The organism is Marinimicrobium sp. LS-A18, assembly GCF_000463525.1.
In the GTDB taxonomy this organism is placed as follows: Bacteria; Pseudomonadota; Gammaproteobacteria; order Pseudomonadales; family Cellvibrionaceae; genus Marinimicrobium; species Marinimicrobium koreense.
The window spans coordinates 1,090,283-1,108,782 of sequence record NZ_AWEP01000002.1; the positions used below are offsets into that span (position 1 = coordinate 1,090,283).

At 60.3% G+C, this 18,500-nt stretch carries 16 protein-coding genes; 2 read left to right on the forward strand and 14 right to left on the reverse strand.

Translation table 11 applies throughout. The features are described 5' to 3' along the window. Positions 1-45: 45 nt before the first annotated feature. From N645_RS0104800 to leuC, 13 genes are all read right to left on the reverse strand, one after another. Positions 46-540 (reverse strand): CvpA family protein, encoded by a 495-nt coding sequence (locus N645_RS0104800; RefSeq protein ID WP_024460379.1) that lies wholly within the window; start codon positions 538-540, stop codon positions 46-48. A 111-nt stretch (positions 541-651) separates the two neighbouring features. Then, positions 652-1,239 (reverse strand): SPOR domain-containing protein, encoded by a 588-nt coding sequence (locus N645_RS0104805; RefSeq protein WP_024460380.1) that lies wholly within the window; start codon positions 1,237-1,239, stop codon positions 652-654. Further along, on the reverse strand, positions 1,232-2,563 hold the full coding sequence (gene folC / locus N645_RS0104810) for a bifunctional tetrahydrofolate synthase/dihydrofolate synthase (protein ID WP_238559201.1): 1,332 nt from the start codon (positions 2,561-2,563) through the stop codon (positions 1,232-1,234). The genes N645_RS0104805 and folC overlap by 8 nt, the downstream gene beginning before the upstream one ends. Next, positions 2,564-3,427: an acetyl-CoA carboxylase, carboxyltransferase subunit beta gene (gene accD, locus N645_RS0104815; protein ID WP_024460382.1), complete on the reverse strand. Its 864-nt coding sequence runs from the start codon at positions 3,425-3,427 to the stop codon at positions 2,564-2,566. An 83-nt stretch (positions 3,428-3,510) separates the two neighbouring features. Then, positions 3,511-4,317, reverse strand: a complete 807-nt coding sequence (trpA, locus tag N645_RS0104820; protein WP_024460383.1) for a tryptophan synthase subunit alpha — start codon at positions 4,315-4,317, stop codon at positions 3,511-3,513. A gap of 24 nt (positions 4,318-4,341) precedes the next feature. Continuing rightward, positions 4,342-5,586 (reverse strand): tryptophan synthase subunit beta, encoded by a 1,245-nt coding sequence (gene trpB / locus N645_RS0104825; RefSeq protein ID WP_024460384.1) that lies wholly within the window; start codon positions 5,584-5,586, stop codon positions 4,342-4,344. Then, the gene (locus N645_RS0104830) at positions 5,576-6,214 is read right to left on the reverse strand and encodes a phosphoribosylanthranilate isomerase (RefSeq protein ID WP_036159871.1); all 639 of its coding nucleotides are present in this window, start codon (positions 6,212-6,214) and stop codon (positions 5,576-5,578) included. The genes trpB and N645_RS0104830 overlap by 11 nt, the downstream gene beginning before the upstream one ends. 80 nt (positions 6,215-6,294) lie before the next feature. After that, positions 6,295-7,194 carry a tRNA pseudouridine(38-40) synthase TruA gene (truA, locus tag N645_RS0104835; protein WP_024460386.1) on the reverse strand — a complete coding sequence of 300 codons (900 nt, stop codon included), beginning with the start codon at positions 7,192-7,194 and terminating at the stop codon, positions 6,295-6,297. A gap of 148 nt (positions 7,195-7,342) precedes the next feature. After that, positions 7,343-10,519 (reverse strand): FimV/HubP family polar landmark protein, encoded by a 3,177-nt coding sequence (locus N645_RS0104840; protein WP_024460387.1) that lies wholly within the window; start codon positions 10,517-10,519, stop codon positions 7,343-7,345. 360 nt (positions 10,520-10,879) lie between these two features. Then, positions 10,880-11,989, reverse strand: a complete 1,110-nt coding sequence (gene asd, locus N645_RS0104845) for an aspartate-semialdehyde dehydrogenase (RefSeq protein ID WP_024460388.1) — start codon at positions 11,987-11,989, stop codon at positions 10,880-10,882. A 245-nt stretch (positions 11,990-12,234) separates the two neighbouring features. After that, complete coding sequence (leuB, locus tag N645_RS0104850) at positions 12,235-13,314, reverse strand: 3-isopropylmalate dehydrogenase (RefSeq protein WP_024460389.1); 1,080 nt, start codon at positions 13,312-13,314, stop codon at positions 12,235-12,237. Positions 13,315-13,617: 303 nt separating this feature from the next. Then, positions 13,618-14,265 (reverse strand): 3-isopropylmalate dehydratase small subunit, encoded by a 648-nt coding sequence (leuD, locus tag N645_RS0104855; protein WP_024460390.1) that lies wholly within the window; start codon positions 14,263-14,265, stop codon positions 13,618-13,620. Beyond that, a complete protein-coding gene (leuC, locus tag N645_RS0104860) occupies positions 14,262-15,698 on the reverse strand; it encodes a 3-isopropylmalate dehydratase large subunit (protein ID WP_024460391.1) in 1,437 nt (478 codons plus the stop codon). Before leuC ends, leuD begins: the two co-directional genes overlap by 4 nt. Positions 15,699-15,819: 121 nt before the next feature. Here leuC and N645_RS0104865 point away from each other — a divergent pair, with 121 nt between their 5' ends. After that, on the forward strand, positions 15,820-16,686 hold the full coding sequence (locus N645_RS0104865) for a LysR family transcriptional regulator (protein ID WP_024460392.1): 867 nt from the start codon (positions 15,820-15,822) through the stop codon (positions 16,684-16,686). A gap of 100 nt (positions 16,687-16,786) precedes the next feature. After that, the gene (locus N645_RS0104870; protein WP_024460393.1) at positions 16,787-17,530 is read left to right on the forward strand and encodes a TIGR04219 family outer membrane beta-barrel protein; all 744 of its coding nucleotides are present in this window, start codon (positions 16,787-16,789) and stop codon (positions 17,528-17,530) included. Between the two features lie 126 nt (positions 17,531-17,656). Here N645_RS0104870 and N645_RS0104875 read toward each other — a convergent pair whose 3' ends face one another. Next, positions 17,657-18,430 (reverse strand): amidohydrolase, encoded by a 774-nt coding sequence (locus N645_RS0104875; RefSeq protein WP_024460394.1) that lies wholly within the window; start codon positions 18,428-18,430, stop codon positions 17,657-17,659. Positions 18,431-18,500: the final 70 nt, after the last annotated feature.

Below are 18,500 nucleotides of genomic sequence, written 5' to 3' on the forward strand. Positions count from 1 at the left end.
CCTTTACGTCATAAAAAAACGGAACACCCGGGCGGCGTCCCGGGATTAAAACCACTGAAAAAAGAAGCGGGTCGTCTCGGCCGCCAGTGCGCGAGCCCAATCTTCAAACGCGAGAAAATGCGGTACCAGGGCCGACTCGCGCCACCACTCGTCCTGGTCAACGGGAATGATCGAGGGCAACAGAATCAGCAGCGCCATGACCACCACCAGGCCACGGGCCAGTCCAAACAACATACCGAACAGTCGGTCGGTGCCCGACAGACCGGTCATCCGGACCAGCTCGCCGATCAGATAATTCACCATGGCGCCGACAATCAGTGTCGCCGCGAACAGAATGACGAAGGCCGCCATTTCTCGAATGGAAGGGGTGGGAATCAAGTCCGTGAGCAGTACTGCCAGGCGATCGCCGAACAGCACAGCCACCACAAAGGCCACCAGCCAGGTGACCAACGACAGGGCTTCTTTGACGAAGCCGCGTTTGATGCTGATAAGGCTGGACACCAACAGTATGCCCAGTATGGCCCAATCTGCCCAGTTCATTCGCTGGCCCGACTCATGCTATGGAAAGCTCCCCGGTTGCTTGCGCGCGCATTTTAGCAGAGGCACTGCGGATCAGATACCCCCGGCGCCCGTCGGGGCCATCGGGGAGGCTCAAGGTTCAAAGCGCAGAATCAGTGCATCGACTTTCAGGGCCTGATCGACCGCCGCCTTGGTCGATTCGGCCTCCGATCGGCTCACTTTCGGACCGATAAACACCCGGCTGACCGCCCCGGCGTCGGTGCTGGCAGAGCGCACGTAGGCCCGGTAGCCCTCGCCCTGCAATCGGTCCCGCAGCGCCCGCGCGGTATCCGGGTCCCGGAAACTGGCGACCTGGATGACCCAGGCGGTACCTTCATCGGTATTCACCTCCGGTGCCTCAGATTCCGGCGCCGAGCGCTCCGGCGACGGGTCGGCCTGAGCCTCTGTCGGGTCGGTCTGGGCCTCTTCCAGGGAGTCCACTACCGGCTGGGAGTCATCTTCGGGCATAAACATGGTGTCGGGTTCCGGTGCCGGCTCAATATTCTCCGGCGCCGTGGGCGCTTCAAAGACCATGGTGTCCCGGGAGGGACGGTCGGGAATCAGCGTCTGGGTACTGACCGGCTCCACCTGCCGATCCCGCAGAATGCTGGGCACTACCAGAATGCCAATCGCGATAAGGACGATCGCACCCACCAGGCGCTGTTTCAGACCGCTATTCATGGTTACTCTCTAAATTATTGCGCACCGCATCGCTTGGCCCGTCAGAGCCCGTACCCTCAGCATCCAGCCAATCGAGGGCCGCGCTGACCGTATAAAAAGACCCCATTATCACAATCCGATCTCCGGGCCGGGACTCCTGCCTCAACCGACCCATCACTTCCGCCACTGTACCACAGCCGCTTGCCGAGACATTGAGCGCCGCCAGATCCTGTTCCAATTGTGCCACGGTAGCGGCCCTGGGGATCTCCGGAAGCGATACCAGCCAACAGTGGGTCATCAGTGGTGAGAGCGGCTCTAGGGTGGCGACCCGATCCTTATCCGCCATCATGCCGACCACGACGTGGGTATCCACCGGGCCAGCGCTTGTCAGACGGGCCGCCAGGTGTCTGGCGGCGGCGGGGTTGTGTGCAACATCCAGCACCAGGGTTCGCCCCGCCCAGGGGCGAGTCTGATAGCGCCCGGGCAGCGTCAGCCGATCGAGCCGGCAGGCTTGCGCCAATGGCTCCACCTGATAGCCCAGTTGAGCGACAACCTGAAGGGCCGCGGCAAGGCTCGGCCAGGGCAGCACCGGCCGCTCGAGCTGGCACTGTTGAGGCTGACCATCACGACCCTGCCCCCACCAGCACCAGCGCTCAACCTGCCCCGTGAATCCAAACCGCTCGCCAATGCGCTGTAACTCGACTCCAATTTCCCCAGCCGCGGCCAGCAGGCCGGCTGGAGGTTGCTCATCAGCGCACAGTGAAATCTGACCAGCACGATAAATACCGGCTTTTTCCCGACCGATACTGTCCCGGTCATTGCCCAACCAGGCCTGATGGTCCAGATCGACACTGGTGACCACTGCCACATCGGCATCCAGCAGGTTGACCGCATCAAGGCGTCCACCCAGCCCGACCTCGAGCACCATGACCTCTACGGCCCGCTCCTGAAAAATCAGCAAAGCGGCCAGGGTGCCGAACTCGAAGTAGGTCAGACTGATGTCGGTGCTCGCGGCATCGATGCGGGCAAACGCACGGCACAACTCGTCATCGTCGACCGGAACACCGTCGATCTGGATGCGCTCGTTATAGTGCTGTAGATGGGGAGAGGTATAGGCACCGACCCGCTGCCCGGCCGCCCGCAACAGCGCGGAGCAGGCGGCCACGCAGGAGCCCTTGCCGTTGGTACCCGCTATGCTGACCACCCGGGCCTGGGGGGATAGCAGGTCGAGGCGCTCGGCCACCGCACGGATTCGGGTCAGGCCGAGCTCAATTTCAGTGGGGTGATGGCCTTCGAGCCAGTGTAACCAGTCGTCCAGGCGCTCAAAGCGCATTGTTGGTGCCAATCAGACCGCCTCGCGGCGAGTGAACTTGGCCAACAGGCGCGCGAGCGTATCGCGCATGTCCCGACGATGGATGATCATGTCGATGGCACCCTTATCGAGCAAGAACTCACTGCGCTGGAAACCTTTGGGCAGCTTCTGCCGAATGGTCTGCTCAATGATATTGGGACCGGCAAAACCGGCCCGGGCATTGGGCTCGGCGGCATTGATGTCACCCAGCAACGCGAGACTCGCGGATACGCCGCCGTAGACCGGATCGGTCATGACTGACACGTAAGGGGTGCCCTGACGCTTCAGACGTTCGATGACGGCGCTGGTCTTGGCCATCTGCATTAGCGAGATCAACGCCTCCTGCATACGGGCACCACCGGTGGCGGAGAAACACACCAGGGGAATATCTTCCTCCAGCGCCACTTTGGCCGCCCGGGCGAAGCGCTCGCCGACCACGTAGCCCATGGAGCCGCCGTGGAAAGCAAACTCAAACGCCACAGCCACCACGGGCATGCCTTTCAGAGTGCCCTTCATGGCCACCAGCGCGTCTTTTTCGCCCGTGGTTTTCTGGGCAGTTGACAGGCGATCCTTGTACTTTTTCACATCGCGGAACTTCAGCCGATCAATCGGCTCGACGTCGGTCGCCAGCTCCTGACGATTGTCCTCATCCAGAAACAGGTTCAGCCGGGTTCGGGCGCCAATGCGCATGTGGTGGTCGCATTTGGGGCAGACATCCAGGTTTCGCTCCAGCTCGGGACGGTAGAGCACCGCCTGACACTTGACGCATTTTTTCCAGAGCCCTTCCGGTACCTTGCTGCCACCACGCTTACCCTCTGCACGGGCCATGCTCGGTACAATCTTTTCTAGCCAACTCATGTCGATTCTCTCTGCGAAATCTTGAGGTTTTCAGTCTCTGCCGGGCTGCCGGGCCCGACTCGGGTATTCGTTACTTGGAGCGATCAGGCATCCAGCGCGGTGCGGATACCGCCCACAATATCGCCCACGGCGGCGGCTATCTGCTCAGGCGACTGTTCGTACCGATCACCCATGGTGCTCACCAGGACGCTACCGATCACAACGCCGTCGGCCAGCGCGGACAGCTTGCGAGCCGTTTCCGGATCCTTGATGCCGAAGCCGATACATAGGGGCAGATCGGTCAGTTTACCAAACTCGTCCAGCTTGGCCTTGACCGCGTCCACATCCAGGTGTCCTGCGCCGGTCACCCCCTTGAGGGAGACATAGTAAATAAAGCCGCTGGCGAGGGCGGACACCTGCCGGGCGCGCTCAACACTGGTGGTCGGCGCCAGCAGCAGGATGTTGTCCATGCCCACGGCGGTCAACTCGCGCTTGAGCGGCTCCGCCTCTTCCGGCGGCAGGTCAACCGTGAGCAGCCCGTCGACGCCCGCCTCGGAGGCCAACTGCGCGATGGTGTCGTAACCCATGCGCTCGATCGGGTTGGCGTAGCCCATCAGTACCACCGGTGTATCGGCGTCGGTTTCCCGAAACTGCCGCACCAGCTCCAGGGTGCCGCGCAGGCTGATTTTGTGCTCCAGCGCCCGCTCGTGGCCCCGTTGGATCACCGGCCCCTCCGCCATCGGGTCGGAAAAGGGAACCCCCAGCTCGATGATATCGGCACCCTGCCTGACCAGTTCGTGCATCGCGGGCAGCGTGGCTTCGGGGTAAGGGTCACCATTGACGATATAGGTCACCAGGGCTTTTCTTCCCTGCGAGCGCAGGTCCTGCAGGCGTTTGGCAATACGACTCATGAATTCTCTATCCTGATTCTGCGCTTACACTTCGATGCCATCAAGCTTGGCAACAGTAAGAATGTCTTTGTCTCCACGGCCGGAGAGGTTCACCACAATACTCTGATCCGGACGCATGGTCGGCGCCAGCTTTTCGGCATAGGCCAGGGCATGGCTCGACTCGAGCGCGGGCATGATGCCTTCTGTCAGGGTCGTTTTACGGAACGCCGCCAGAGCTTCCTGGTCATTGATCGCCACGTAATTGACGCGCCCCTGATCTTTCAACCAGGCGTGCTCCGGACCCACACCCGGATAATCCAGACCGGCGGAGACCGAGTGGGTCTCGATGATCTGACCGTTTTCGTCTTCCATCAGATAGGTCCGGTTGCCGTGCAGTACCCCGGGAATGCCGGCGCTCAGCGGCGCGGCATGGCGCCCGGTCTCAACGCCGTCACCGCCGGCCTCGACGCCGTACATTTCGACACTGTCATCCCCCAAGAAGGGGTGGAACAGACCGATGGCGTTGGAGCCGCCGCCCACACAGGCCACCAGGGCATCGGGCAGACGACCGGTCTGCTCCAGGCACTGGGCCCGGGCTTCGCGACCGATCACCGACTGGAAGTCGCGCACCAACTGTGGATAGGGGTGCGGACCGGCCACGGTGCCGATGATGTAAAAGGTATCGTCGACGTTGGTGGCCCAGTCGCGCATGGCCTCGTTCATCGCGTCCTTGAGGGTGCGGGAACCGGAGGTCACGGGAATGACTTCGGCACCGAGCAGCTTCATCCGATAGACGTTCAGGGACTGGCGCTGGACGTCCTCAGCCCCCATGTATACGCAACACTTGAGACCGAGCCGCGCCGCCACAGTGGCCGATGCCACGCCGTGCTGCCCTGCCCCGGTCTCGGCAATCACCCGCTGCTTACCGGTGAACTTGGCCAGCAGTGCCTGACCAATGGTGTTGTTCACCTTGTGGGCACCGGTGTGGTTCAGGTCTTCCCGCTTGAGGTAAATCTGGGCGCCACCCAGTTCGCGACTCCAGCGCTCGGCGTGGTACAGCGGGGATGGGCGCCCGACGTAGTAGGCCAGATCCTTGTCGAATTCCGCCTGAAAATCCGGATCGTTTTTCAGGTCGCCGTAGATGCGCTTGAGCTCATCCAGGGCATAAATCAATGTCTCGGACACAAACCGCCCGCCATAAGGGCCAAAGTGGCCATCGGCGCTGGGAAACTGGCTGTAGTCGGTGTCAGAGTACCGTTTGCTTGAAAACGCTTGAGTCTTAGAGTTCACCTTGATCACCGTTGAGGGCGTTAAACATAAACTGGTTTACTTTGCCGGCATCCTTGAGACCGGGCGACGCTTCTACCCCGCCACTGACATCCACGCCATAAGGGCGGGTCGCGGAGATCGCCTGACGGACGTTGTCGGGCGTCAGGCCACCGGCCAGAATGACCGGTCGTTCAGGGTTACGAGGCACCCGCTCCCAGTCAAAGGTTTCTCCGGTGCCACCCGGGACCCCTTTGCGGTAGGCATCCAGCAAAAAACCAGACGCGTGTGGATGCTCGGCCATGGCGGCCATCACATCCAACTCAGGACGCATACGCAACGCTTTGATATATGGACGCCCGTAGCGGACGCATTCGTCGGCCGTTTCATCGCCATGGAACTGCAGCAGCTGCAGGGGCACTTCGCTTAGCACCGCGTCGATCGTGGCCGGTGCGGCATTCACAAACAGCCCGACCAGGGTCGCGAACGGCCCTACGGTGCGGGCGACGGCTTTTGCCTGCTCAATGTCCACGGCCCGGGGGCTGGCCGGGTAGAACACCAACCCCAGGGCGTGAGCGCCGGCTCTGAGCGCCAGTCGGGCGTCTTCCGAGCGCGTAATGCCGCATATTTTAACCCGAATGTCCTGGCTCATGTCCGCCCTGTCTGCCGCTGTGAAAACAGACCGGGGATACTAGCAGAAATCCGCACAAATTGCTGCCAGAGGCCGCCGGATCAGGGATTTTCCATCAATCCACCCAGAGGCTCGGGCACAAAAATCGGACCCGGCTGACCGCTGGGCAGGCCAAAGGCCGCCGGGTAATCGACGTGGACCAGGTACAGTCCGAAGGGCCGCGCCGTCACCCCACCGGCGCTGCGGTCCCGGGCCGCCAGGATATCCGCCGCCCAGCCCACCTCCGCCTCACCGGCGCCAATGGCGAGCAGAACGCCCACGATATTGCGCACCATATGATGTAAAAACGCGTTGGCCCGGACTTCGAGCACAATCAGGTCGCCGCGCCGGACGAGATGCAGGTAGTCTATCCGGCGAACCGGGCTGCGCGCCTGGCACTGACTGGCCCGAAAGGAGGTGAAGTCGTGCTCCCCAACCAGGGCCTGGGCCGCCTCACGCATGGCCCCGACGTTCAACCGCTTGCGGGACCAGGTAATGTGCTGGTGGGTCAGCGCCGAGTAGGTGTCGCGATCGGAAATCAGGTAGCGGTAGGTGCGTGAGCGGGCACTGAAGCGCGCGTGAAAACCGGGCTCAACCGGCCTGGCCCAGCGTACCGCCATATCAAAGGGCAACTGAGCACGGGTGCCGAGCACCCAGGCCTTTTCCGGCCTCTCGGCCAGGGTGTCGAAGTGGACGATCTGACCGGTGGCGTGAACCCCCGCATCGGTCCGGCCGGCGCAGATCAGGGAAATCGGCTCGTTGGCCACGGCGCTGAGCGCCCGCTCCAGATGCCCCTGCACCGTCGGCACCCCACTGGGTTGAGTCTGGAATCCGTGGTAGTGGGTTCCCTGATACTCGACCGCCAACGCGATCCGGCGCATCCCCTCGGGCCACTCGGTATCGGGAAAGATTTCGGCGTTGCGCTTGTAGGCCCTGGGCTGGGTCTGACTGGTTTCGGTCATCACTTACTCTTGCCTCGACAATCGGCCGTTTTAGAGAACTCAACCAGCCCCAAAAAACCGCCAATCCTGAAAAACATTGCCACCCCTGAAAAAACAAAGCCCTGCGCACAGGATGCGCAAGGCTTTGCAGGAGAACCAGCCGGAAAAATCAGCTTTCGATTCGACCCAACAGCTCCTCCGCTTCCTGCTGCTGCTGTTCGTTGCCCTCCTGGCGCACCTCTTCGAGGATGTCCCGGGCACCGTCCGCATCACCCATATCGATATAGGCGCGGGCCAGATCCAGCTTGGTCGCGGCCTCATCGGTGTCGGCGAGGAAATCCAGCTCCGCGTCCATATCTTCATCGGACTCCTGAGAATCCGACTCCGTGGCCGCTGAATCATCGGAGGCCAGCCCAGACAACGCCTCTTCAAACACCTGGTCTTCGTCGACATCGGTCGAAGCCGGCTCTGGCGCCTGATCGGCGGTGTCCGTCTGAGGAGTGCTTTCAGGCTCTGAATCGGACGCACCTTCGAGGTCGGCATCCAGATCGCTCATTTCTTCATCCAGGGAGGACAGATCCAGATCACCGGTTTCCAGGGCATCCAGGTCAAGATCGTCACTGTCATCCGCTGCGGGCTTCGCCTCCACTCCGGGCTCCTGGTCACGCTGAGCATCAGACCAGTCTTCGGCCAATGCATCGTCCAGGTCCGCAAACGCATCCTGGCCCGCCTCCTGTTCATCCTCAGAGGTCGCGTCCCGGTCCAGGCCGGATTCGTGTACGGTCAACTCGTCATCCGCGTCATCCTGAAAATCCAATGACAGGTCGTCGTCTTCAGTGACCGCTTCAGAACCCTTGTCTGAATCCGCGCCATCCATCGGCTCCAACGTCAGGGAAGAGGTCTCCGCAGGCTCCTCGTCCAGTTCGGAAAGCGCATCGTCCAGAGCTTCGATACCACCCTCGGAGGAGGTCTCATCGAGCTCAAAATTCCAGTCATCATCGGTGCTGACGCTGTCGGTGACGGGCGCATCGCTTTCGCCCATTTCATTGTCCAGCTTGAGATCCAGCTCGGGGAAATCATCCTGATCGCCATCCCCCGCTTCAGCGGTCTGCTCCGACTGCAGGGTGACCTGATCATCTTCATCGTCCAGATCAAAGTCCAGAGAGAATTCCTCGTCAGCCGCCGCAGGCTCGGACTCGTCAAAGGACAGGTCATACCGGTTCGATGAGGCATCCAGATCCGACTCGGTGGTGACCGGCTCGACGGTTTCATCCTCGAGATCCAGATCATCGTCCAGATCGAAGTTGAAGTCATCGTCCAGGCTCAACTCATTGTCATCCGTGGACTTCGCGTCACTCTGCGACGCTTTGGGTTCATCGTCCAGATCGAGATTGAAGTCGAAATCATCGCTGTCGCTCTGTTCGAGCGAGCTGAAATCGTCCTGCTCATCAGCAGGCGCAGAGGCTCCGGTATCCAGTGCGTTGACATCAAACTCTCCGGCACCGGGAATCGTGTCCCTCAGTTCGCCGGCTCGCTGAATGGCCGACCGATCATCGGTACCCAGCAGGGTGGAATAGTGGCGATCAAACGCCTCTACGTCGCGATTTTCGGCGTAGACTTCCAGCAGCTTGGACAGGATGGCCGGAGAAGCGGGCTCTTTGTCCAGCCCCTTGAGCAGCAGCTCTTCCGCCTGATCCAGCTTGCCGTAGGCGATGTAAATATCCGCCTCGCCAACCACATCACCGGTTTCGGCTTCAACGGAATCATCGGTCTGCTCATCCCAGGCGTCCGGCTCCTCAGGTTCGGCGTCTTCCTGCGCCAGATCGATACCGGTCTCGTCACTGCCCACCTCATCGGAGTCGAACTCTTCCGCGAAACCTTCTTCATCGAACGCTGGCTCAAAATCGTCATCGCTGTCCCGTTCAACCGGGGCTTCACCACTCTGGCGTCGACGCAGCAGAGCAAACACACCCAGCAGAACGACCAGGACACCGGCACCGATCCACAGGAGGTTGTCCATTACGTGATCCATCAGGGTCTTTTCCTGAGGAATGGAGCGCACAACCCGCTTGCTGCGGTCCACCGGTTCTTCCTGCGCGGGCGCGGCAGCCTCAGAGGTGTCTGCCGCGGCGGCGGGTGACTCAGCCTCAGCTTCGGCCTCCGGAGACGGTTCGGCCGCAGCCACATCGGCGGCTTCGTCCTGGGCCTGCTCCGCTTCGCGGTTTTGTTGGGCGCTGGTCTGAAGGGCTCGCAACTGCTCATTGCTGGCTTCAATCAGGCTTTCCATGGTATCGATCTGCGCTTCCAGCTCTTCCACGCGAGAGGACAGTTCCCGGTTCTCACGGCGACTCTTTTCCAGTTCTTCCTGGGCGGCCGACAGCTCAGCCTGCAGCTCGGAGCCGGAATCCGTGCTGGCACCTCCGCCCTGCCCGGCCTCACCGGAGTTACCCTGGCTCGGCGCCGCCAGGCGCACCTGACCGCTGACATCGCTGGGACCGCTGCGCTGGCTGGTGCTGCGCTGACCGGCATCCAATTGGGCACCCAAAGCACCACCGGACCACTCACGATTGTGTTCGGCCACTTCTCGTACCGCATTCTGCGGGTTCAGGTTGCGAATTTCGTCTCGGTTGGGCAGGCGCAGAACCTGCCCCTCGCGGAGCAGATTGATGTTGCCATTGATGAAGGCTTCGGGATTTTTGCGCTGAATCGCCAGCATGGTCTGCTGAACCGACAGGTCGCGCCCTGGACGAACCCGCAGGGCAATCTCCCACAGGGTGTCGTTGGACGTAACCGAATAGGTGTCGCCGTCGTAGCCTGCCTGGGGGCGGGTATCAGATTCAGCACGCTGACGCGGCTGGGGGCGTGTTGCGGGTTGACGCTCGGCGGTCGACCGGGTGCTGCCCGAGGTGGCGGACTGCACCGGCTGGGCCTGACGCTCGTCATCGAAGGTGGGCAGATCCAGCAGGAAGGTGTACTCGCGCAGCAGGCGGCCACTGGCCCAGCGCGCCTCCACCAGGAAGTTCATGTAGGGTTCCCGCACCGGCTGCTGCGTGGTTACCCGCACAATCGGACCTTCGGGATGGTCCAGTAACAATTCAAACTCAAGCTGGCCGTAGAACGCCATGCGCTCAAGGCCGGCACGCTCAAAATCTTCCTGAGAAGCCAGCCGGACGATGATCTCGTTGCGACTCAACCCTCTGAGATTGGTCAACTGGATGTCCGCCTGGAAGGGCTGATTGAGCGCCGACTTCAACTCGGACTCCCCAAGCCCCAGGGCAAATCCCGGTTGAGCAACCAGCAAGGCGGCCAATCCGATTACAAAACTCAGCTTACGAAGCAGATGCATAGGACGATCCTTTATTATCTCCCTGGCCCCATGTGCCCGACTGAAGTCATCGACTCTCCCGTCGATTTTGACGGCACGGTGAACCTGTTTTGGCTTAGCAGGAGTTATAAAACCTAGAATAATTCTTCACTAATGGCTGTAAGTATTCATTATAAGTAGCTTTTTATCAACACTTAAGCCCGTCAACTGGGGGGCTTTATGGCATGTTTTTATACATTATTTGCACCGCCGCACAAAAAATAACGATTTTGACGCCGGCCGCGGGGAACTTTTCTGAGATCCGGATCGACCGCCCCACCCTTTTATACAAAAAAGCCCCGCGCGGTCAAACCGGGCGGGGCTCGTTTCAGCCGAGGACGATCAGGCCTCTTTGAGAATGCGCAACACGCGACGCAGCGGTTCAGCCGCACCCCACAGGAGCTGGTCGCCCACGGTGAAGGCGGACAGGTACTGAGACCCCATGTTCATCTTGCGCAGGCGACCCACCGGCACGGTGAGGGTACCCGTCACGGCCGTCGGCGTCAGGTCACGCAGGGTGGCGTCACGCTCGTTCGGCACCACTTTGGCCCACTGGTTGGCCTCAGCCAGCATGGACTCGATCTCATCCAGCGGCACATCTTTGTTCAGCTTGATGGTCAGCGCCTGGCTGTGGCAGCGCATGGAGCCGATACGCACGCAGAGCCCATCGATGGGCACCGGGTTGTCGCTGCGACCGAGGATCTTGTTGGTCTCGACGTGCCCTTTCCACTCTTCTTTGCTCTGGCGGTTGTCCAGCTGCTTGTCGATAAACGGCAGCAGGCTGCCCGCCAGGGGCGCTCCGAACTGGTCGGTCGGGAAGTCGTCGCTGCGCATGGCGGCGGCCACTTTGCGGTCGATATCCAGAATCGCCGAGGCGGGATCTTCCAGCTCACTGGCGACCGAGTCGCGCAGGCCCCCCATCTGGTTGAGCAGTTCGCGCATGTTCTGCGCACCGGCACCACTGGCGGCCTGGTAGGTCATGGAGGTGGCCCATTCGACCAGGTTGTTCTGGAACAGGCCACCGAGGCCCATCAGCATGAGGCTGACGGTGCAGTTGCCACCGACGTAGTTTTTCACGCCTTTGGCGATGCTGTCTTTGATGACGTCCAGGTTGACCGGGTCCAGCACCAGAGCGGCGTCGTCGGCCATACGCAGGGTGGAGGCGGCGTCGATCCAGTAGCCTTTCCAGCCGCTGTCGCGCAGTTTTCCGAACACTTCAGTGGTGTAGTCACCGCCCTGACAGGTGACAATGGCGTCGAGGGCCTTGAGGGCGTCCAGGTCAAAGGCGTCTTTCAGGGGCGGCACGCCGTCCACCACCGCAGGGGCTTTACCACCGGCGTTGGAGGTGGAGAAGAATACCGGCTCGATGTCCGCAAAGTCGTTCTCTGCCTGCATGCGCTCCATCAATACGGAGCCGACCATGCCGCGCCATCCGATAAAACCTACTTTCATAATAGTTCTCTCTTTCTCAGTGAGTGAATTCTGCTGTTGCCTTGAATGTTTGTCGTCTTACGGTAGTCCGGTCTGAGGTGGAGGATACCGTTCGAAGACCCGCCGTAAACCCATCCCTGGGGGCTTCTCATCGGCATCCATGCCTCAGAGAGTCTTCGAACGGTATCCTCCACCTCAGACCTCAGTGCCAAAGTTCGCGTAGGGCGGATAAGCGCGAAGCGCGCATCCGCCGTTACCCAACCAGACTAAGCTTTCAAAGCCGCAACCACCGCATCGCCCATTTCCGCCGTGGACACCTTGCGACTGCCCTCGGTGACGATATCCGCGGTGCGCAACCCCTGGTCCAGCACTTTGCCCACGGCCGCCTCAATGGCGTCAGCCGCATCGGTCATAGACAGAGAATAGCGCAACATCATCGCGGCGGACAGTATGGTCGCCAGCGGGTTGGCGATGCCCTGGCCGGCAATATCCGGGGCCGAGCCGTGGCAGGGCTCGTACATGCCGCAGCCATTTTTATCCAGGGACGCCGAGGGCAACATGCCGATGGAGCCGGTAAGCATGGCGGCGGCGTCGGAGAGGATGTCGCCGAACATGTTGCCGGTCACGATTACATCGAACTGCTTCGGCGCGCGCACCAGTTGCATGGCGGCGTTGTCCACGTACATATGAGACAGTTCCACGTCCGGGTACTCCGGCGCCAGGCGGTCCATGACTTCGCGCCAGAGCATGGTGGCTTCCAACACATTGGCTTTGTCTACCGAGCAGACTTTCTTGTTCCGCTTACGCGCCATTTCGAACGCGGTACGACCGATGCGCTCGATTTCGCTTTCGCTGTATTTGTAGGTGTTGAACCCTTCCCGCTCGCCATTTTCCAGAGTGCGGATACCGCGCGGTTCACCGAAGTAAATGCCGCCGGTTAGTTCCCGTACGATCAGAATGTCGAGACCGGAGACCACTTCCGGCTTGAGGCTGGAGGCCTCAACCAACTGCGGGTAGAGCATGGCCGGGCGCAGGTTGGCGTATAGCTCCAGGGAGGAGCGGATTTTCAAAAGACCTTTTTCCGGCCGGATGGCCCGATCCAGCTTGTCCCATTTCGGGCCGCCCACGGCGCCGAGCAGAATCGCATCGGACTGGCGGGCTTTTTCCAGGGCTTCGTCGGCCAGAGGTACGCCGTGTTTGTCGATGGAGCAACCGCCCATCAGGTCTTCTTCAAAGCTCAGGCCGAGCTGGAACTGGTCGTTGACCACATCCAGTACTTTTTTGGCTTCGGCCACGATTTCCGGGCCAATGCCGTCGCCCGGGAGTAGTAGAATCTGTTTTCCCACTGGGGGTCTCCTGTTTAATTCCTGGTAGATATTTGTAATCTTCGGTCTACGGTAAATTCGGATATTGTGTTAACGGCGGATGCGGGCTTCGCCCTCCGAGGCGTCGGACCGATCCGCCCTACGTGCACCTCGGCAGTTGGCCTTGGGTGACGGCGGATGCGCGCTTCGCCCTTATCCGCCCTACGCGAACTGCCGTGCTATTCGTAGGGCGGATCGGTCCGACGCCTCGGAGCGCGAAGCGCGCATCCGCCGAAACCTCACGGGATTACCGAGCGCCGCATCCGCCGTCACCCAACTATTTCTTTACCGCAATCCGTCAAAAAGCCAGGGGGCGTCTTTGCGGCGCTGCGCTTCGTAGGCCTCGATCGCATCGGCATGCTCCAGCGTCAAACCGATATCATCCAGACCATTCAGCAGACAGTGCTTGCGAAACTCATCGATCTCGAATGCAAACGACTCGCCGCTCGCTGTGGTGACCGTCTGCTGCTCCAGATCGATGGTCAACTGATACCCTTCCTGTTCATACATCTCGTTGAACAGGCGGTCGACAACCTTCGCATCCAGAACGATCGGCAAAAGACCGTTCTTGAAGCAGTTGTTGTAAAAAATCTCCGCAAAACTCGGCGCGATCACACAGCGGAAGCCGTAATCGTCCAGCGCCCAGGGCGCGTGCTCACGACTGGAACCACAGCCGAAGTTTTCCCGGGCCAGCAGTACCGTCGCCCCCTGATAGCGCTCAAAATTAAGCGGAAATTCCGGGTTCAACGGGCGCCCGGTGCACTCCTGATCCGGTTGCCCTTCGTCGAGGTAGCGCAGTTCGTCAAACAGGTTTTTGCCAAACCCGGTGCGCTTGATCGACTTCAAAAACTGCTTGGGGATGATCATGTCGGTATCGACATTGGCGCGATCCATGGGCGCCGCGATACCGGTCATCTGGGTAAAGGATTTCATGCGGCCTGCCCTCCAGTAATTTCACGCACATCGACAAAATGGCCCGCAATGGCGGCCGCCGCGGCCATTGCCGGACTGACCAGATGGGTGCGACCACCGTAGCCCTGACGTCCCTCGAAGTTTCGGTTCGAAGTGGAGGCACAGTGCTCACCGGCACCCAACTTGTCGGCGTTCATGGCCAGACACATGGAACAGCCCGGCTCACGCCATTCGATACCGGCGTCGATAAAGATTTTATCCAGGCCTTCTTTTTCCGCCTGAGCTTTCACGGTACCGGAGCCCGGTACCACAATCGCTTCTTTGACTGAATCGGCTTTGCGTTTGCCTTTGACCACCGCGGCCGCCGCCCGAATATCTTCAATCCGGGAGTTGGTGCAGGAGCCGATAAACACCCGATCGAGCTTGATGGAGCGCATCGGCTGTCCGGCCTGAAGCCCCATATACTGCAGGGCCCGCTTCATGCTTTCGCGCTTGACCGCGTCGGCTTCCGCTTCCGGGTCCGGCACAGAGTCGTCAATGGACACCACCATCTCCGGCGAAGTCCCCCAACTGACCTGTGGCTTGATGTCCTCACCGCGCATTTCCACCACGCGGTCGAAGTGCGCGCCTTCGTCGCTTTTGAGGTCGCGCCAGGCTTCCACGGCCTTGGTCCAGTTTTCGCCTTTGGGCGCATAGGGCCGACCTTCCACATAGTCGATGGTGGTCTGATCCACCGCCACCATGCCCGCGCGGGCGCCTGCTTCGATGGCCATGTTGCAGACGGTCATCCGCCCTTCCATGCTCATATTGCGGAACACATCGCCACCAAACTCGATGGCATAACCCGTGCCGCCGGCGGTGCCGATCTTGGCGATGATGGCCAGGACCACATCTTTCGGAGTGACACCGGGGCCGAGCTCACCGTCGACCCGGATCAACATGTTCTTCATTTTCTTGGCGACCAGACACTGGGTGGCCATCACATGCTCCACCTCACTGGTACCAATGCCGTGCGCCAAAGCGCCCAAGGCACCGTTGGTGGCGGTATGGGAGTCGCCACAGACGATGGTCATGCCCGGCAGACTGGCGCCGGACTCAGGCCCGATCACATGCACAATGCCCTGGCGCTGGTCGTTGATCTTGTACTCGGTGATCCCGTACTCGTCGCAGTTGTCGTCGAGGGTTTTCACCTGAATCAGGGACACCGGATCCTGAATACCGGACACGCCCGAGGCCCGCTCCTTCGAGGTGGTCGGGACGTTGTGGTCCGGCGTGGCCAGGATGGAATCGGCCCGCCAGGGTTTACGACCCGCCAAGCGCAGGCCTTCGAAGGCCTGGGGCGAAGTCACTTCGTGGATGATGTGCCGATCGATATAGATCAAGGCGGAGCCATCGTCGCGCTTTTGCACGAGGTGGGCATCCCACAATTTGTCGTAAAGGGTTCTGGCGCTCATAAGGGTTGTCTTCTCAAAGCAGATCACGATTTAGGCGTATTTTAAGGGGCCGCAACCAATAAAACAAATTTATAATTTTTATCTATTGCATTCCATTATGGAATGGATAGACTGACAGCTTATGGATACCCAGCATCTGCAAGCCTTTGTCGCCGTCGCCGAAACCGGCTCGTTTTCCGCCGCCGGCCAGCGCCTGCACCTGACTCAGCCCGCCGTGAGCAAGCGCATCGCCACCCTGGAGCAGCAACTGAACAGCCCCCTGTTCGACCGGGTGGGCCGGCAGATCAGTCTCACCCATGCCGGTTTATCGTTACTGCCCAATGCCAAGCGGATTCTGCAGGAGGTGGCGGACGCCGAACGCGCCATTACCGACCTTCAGGGCGAGGTGCGCGGCGCGCTGAGTATTGCCACCAGTCACCACATCGGCCTGCACCGCCTGCCCCCTACCCTTCGCCACTTCACCGAGCGCTACCCCGAGGTGAAACTGGACCTGCACTTTCTGGATTCGGAGCAGGCCTATGGGGAAGTGCTGCAAGGACGCTTTGACCTGGGCATTGTCACTCTGGCGCCGGAATCGGACCCTCGCATGGCCGAGGACATCATCTGGCGCGACCAACTGCACTTCGTGGTGTCGCACAATCACCCCCTGGCCCAGCGAAAGTCCCTGACATTGGCGGATCTCAGCCCCTGGCAGGCGATTTTGCCGGACACCAACACCTATACCACCCGACTCGTTCAGGCGCTGTTCGACGAGCAGTCCCTGACGCTTGATGTGGGCATGGTGACCAACCACCTCGACACCCTGAAGATGATGGTTTCGATTGGGCTCGGCTGGGGAGTGCTACCGCAAACTCTGCTGGGTGATGGTCAAGTACACCCTTTGCCCCTGGATCATACCGTGATCACTCGCAACCTCGGGGCCATTCATCACAAACAACGCAGCCTGAATAACGCCGCGCGGGTCTTCCTGCAGTTATTACAGGGATAATCCAGCCGCGCTGATTTGCTCTGCGTCACACTTTTTGTAGCCTGCTCTGCTAAGATACGGGGCAGTCCATTCACCCAACCAACACAATGGGAACGATGTTATGAAAAAAGTAATGCTTGCAAGTGGTCTGATGCTGGCTGCACCGCTCGCCTCAGCGGATTTTCTCGGCGTATACGCGGGCGCTGGCCAATGGCAAAGCGATTACTCCGGCGTCATCGGTGATGCCAATAACGATATTGATGTCAACGAGCTGGGCCTGAACGAAAGCGACAACAACTTCTTTTACGTCGCGTTCGAACACCCGATTCCGCTGCTACCCAATGTGCGTCTTCAGCACACCGACCTGAGCAGCTCTCAGTCGGCCACCATCGTCGACACCTTCACCCTGGACGGCGAGACTTTTACCCCCGGCGAAGTGGCCACAGACGTTGACCTGACCCATATCGATGGCACTTTGTATTATGAATTACTGGATAACTGGGTGAGCTTTGACCTGGGCCTGACCATCCGAAAATTCGATGGCTATGTACAGGCCGAAAGTGAAACGGTCGGCAATTCTCAGAACGTCGTGTTGGATGAAGCCATTCCCATGGTGTACGGCAAGGCCCGTTTTGATCTGCCGTTGACCGGCCTGTCTGTGGGCGGCCAGGCGAACGTGATCAATTACGACGACAACAGCCTGAGCGACATGAGCGTCAACGTGGCTTATGACTTTATTGACTCTATGGCGCTGGATCTGGGTATTGAAGTCGGCTACCGGCAGATGAATCTGGAGATCAATGAGGACGTGACCGCTGATGTGGAATTGAGCGGGCCTTATGCGTCGTTGAATCTGCATTTTTAAAGGGTGGTATTCGGAGTTTGGTAACGGCGGATGCGCTTCGCTTATCCGCCCTACGCCACCTCCGTAGCCAAGCGTAGGGCGGATAAGGCGAAGCCGCATCTGCCGTTACCAAATACGACATCACGCTCACCGCAAAATCTCAAACCCATCCGCATCCAGATGGGCGGGAAATGACTCACGATATTGGGTCAGCCTTTCCGCACTGAGCACTGCAGTAAAACACCCTTCGCCATCCTCTGCATCGACCAACACCTCGCCAGCGGGACCATAAATGGCACTGTCACCACAGTAGTCCTGATCCTTCTCATCCACGCCGATACGATTCACGCCCGCCACGTAGCTCAGGTTTTCAATCGCCCTCGCCTGCAGCAGGCGTCGCCAATGTAACGACCGGGCGGCCGGCCAATTGGCGACATACAGGGCCAGGTCATAATCGCCCCGATTGCGACTCCACACCGGGAAGCGCAGGTCATAGCAGATCATCGGCAGAACACGCCAGCCATTCAACTCGACCAACACCCGCTCCTGTCCCACGGCGTAACGCTTGTGCTCGCCGGCCATACGAAACAGGTGCCGCTTGTCATAGTGTACCCAGCTACCATCGGGGCGCATCCACATCAGGCGATTACTGTATTGGTCATTGTCCTTCACCACCAGAGAGCCGGTCACCACAGCATTCAGCTCGGACGCCCAGTGCGCCAGCCACTGCCAGGCGCGCCCGCCCACAACTTCAGCGTGGTCCCGCGCCGTGGCGCTAAATCCGGTGGTGAACACTTCGGGGAGTATCACCAGGTCACTGCCCCGGGCCCGCTCCAGCCAGGGTTCATAGCCGGCCAGGTTACGCTCGGGGTCATCCGGTGCGATGGGGGTCTGAATCAGGGATAAAGTGAGGTCTTGCATACACAGGCTCCCGGAGATTCTCGGAGCCCGGCAGGTCAGGAAGGTGGCATGCCGGGATAAAGGCCCAGCA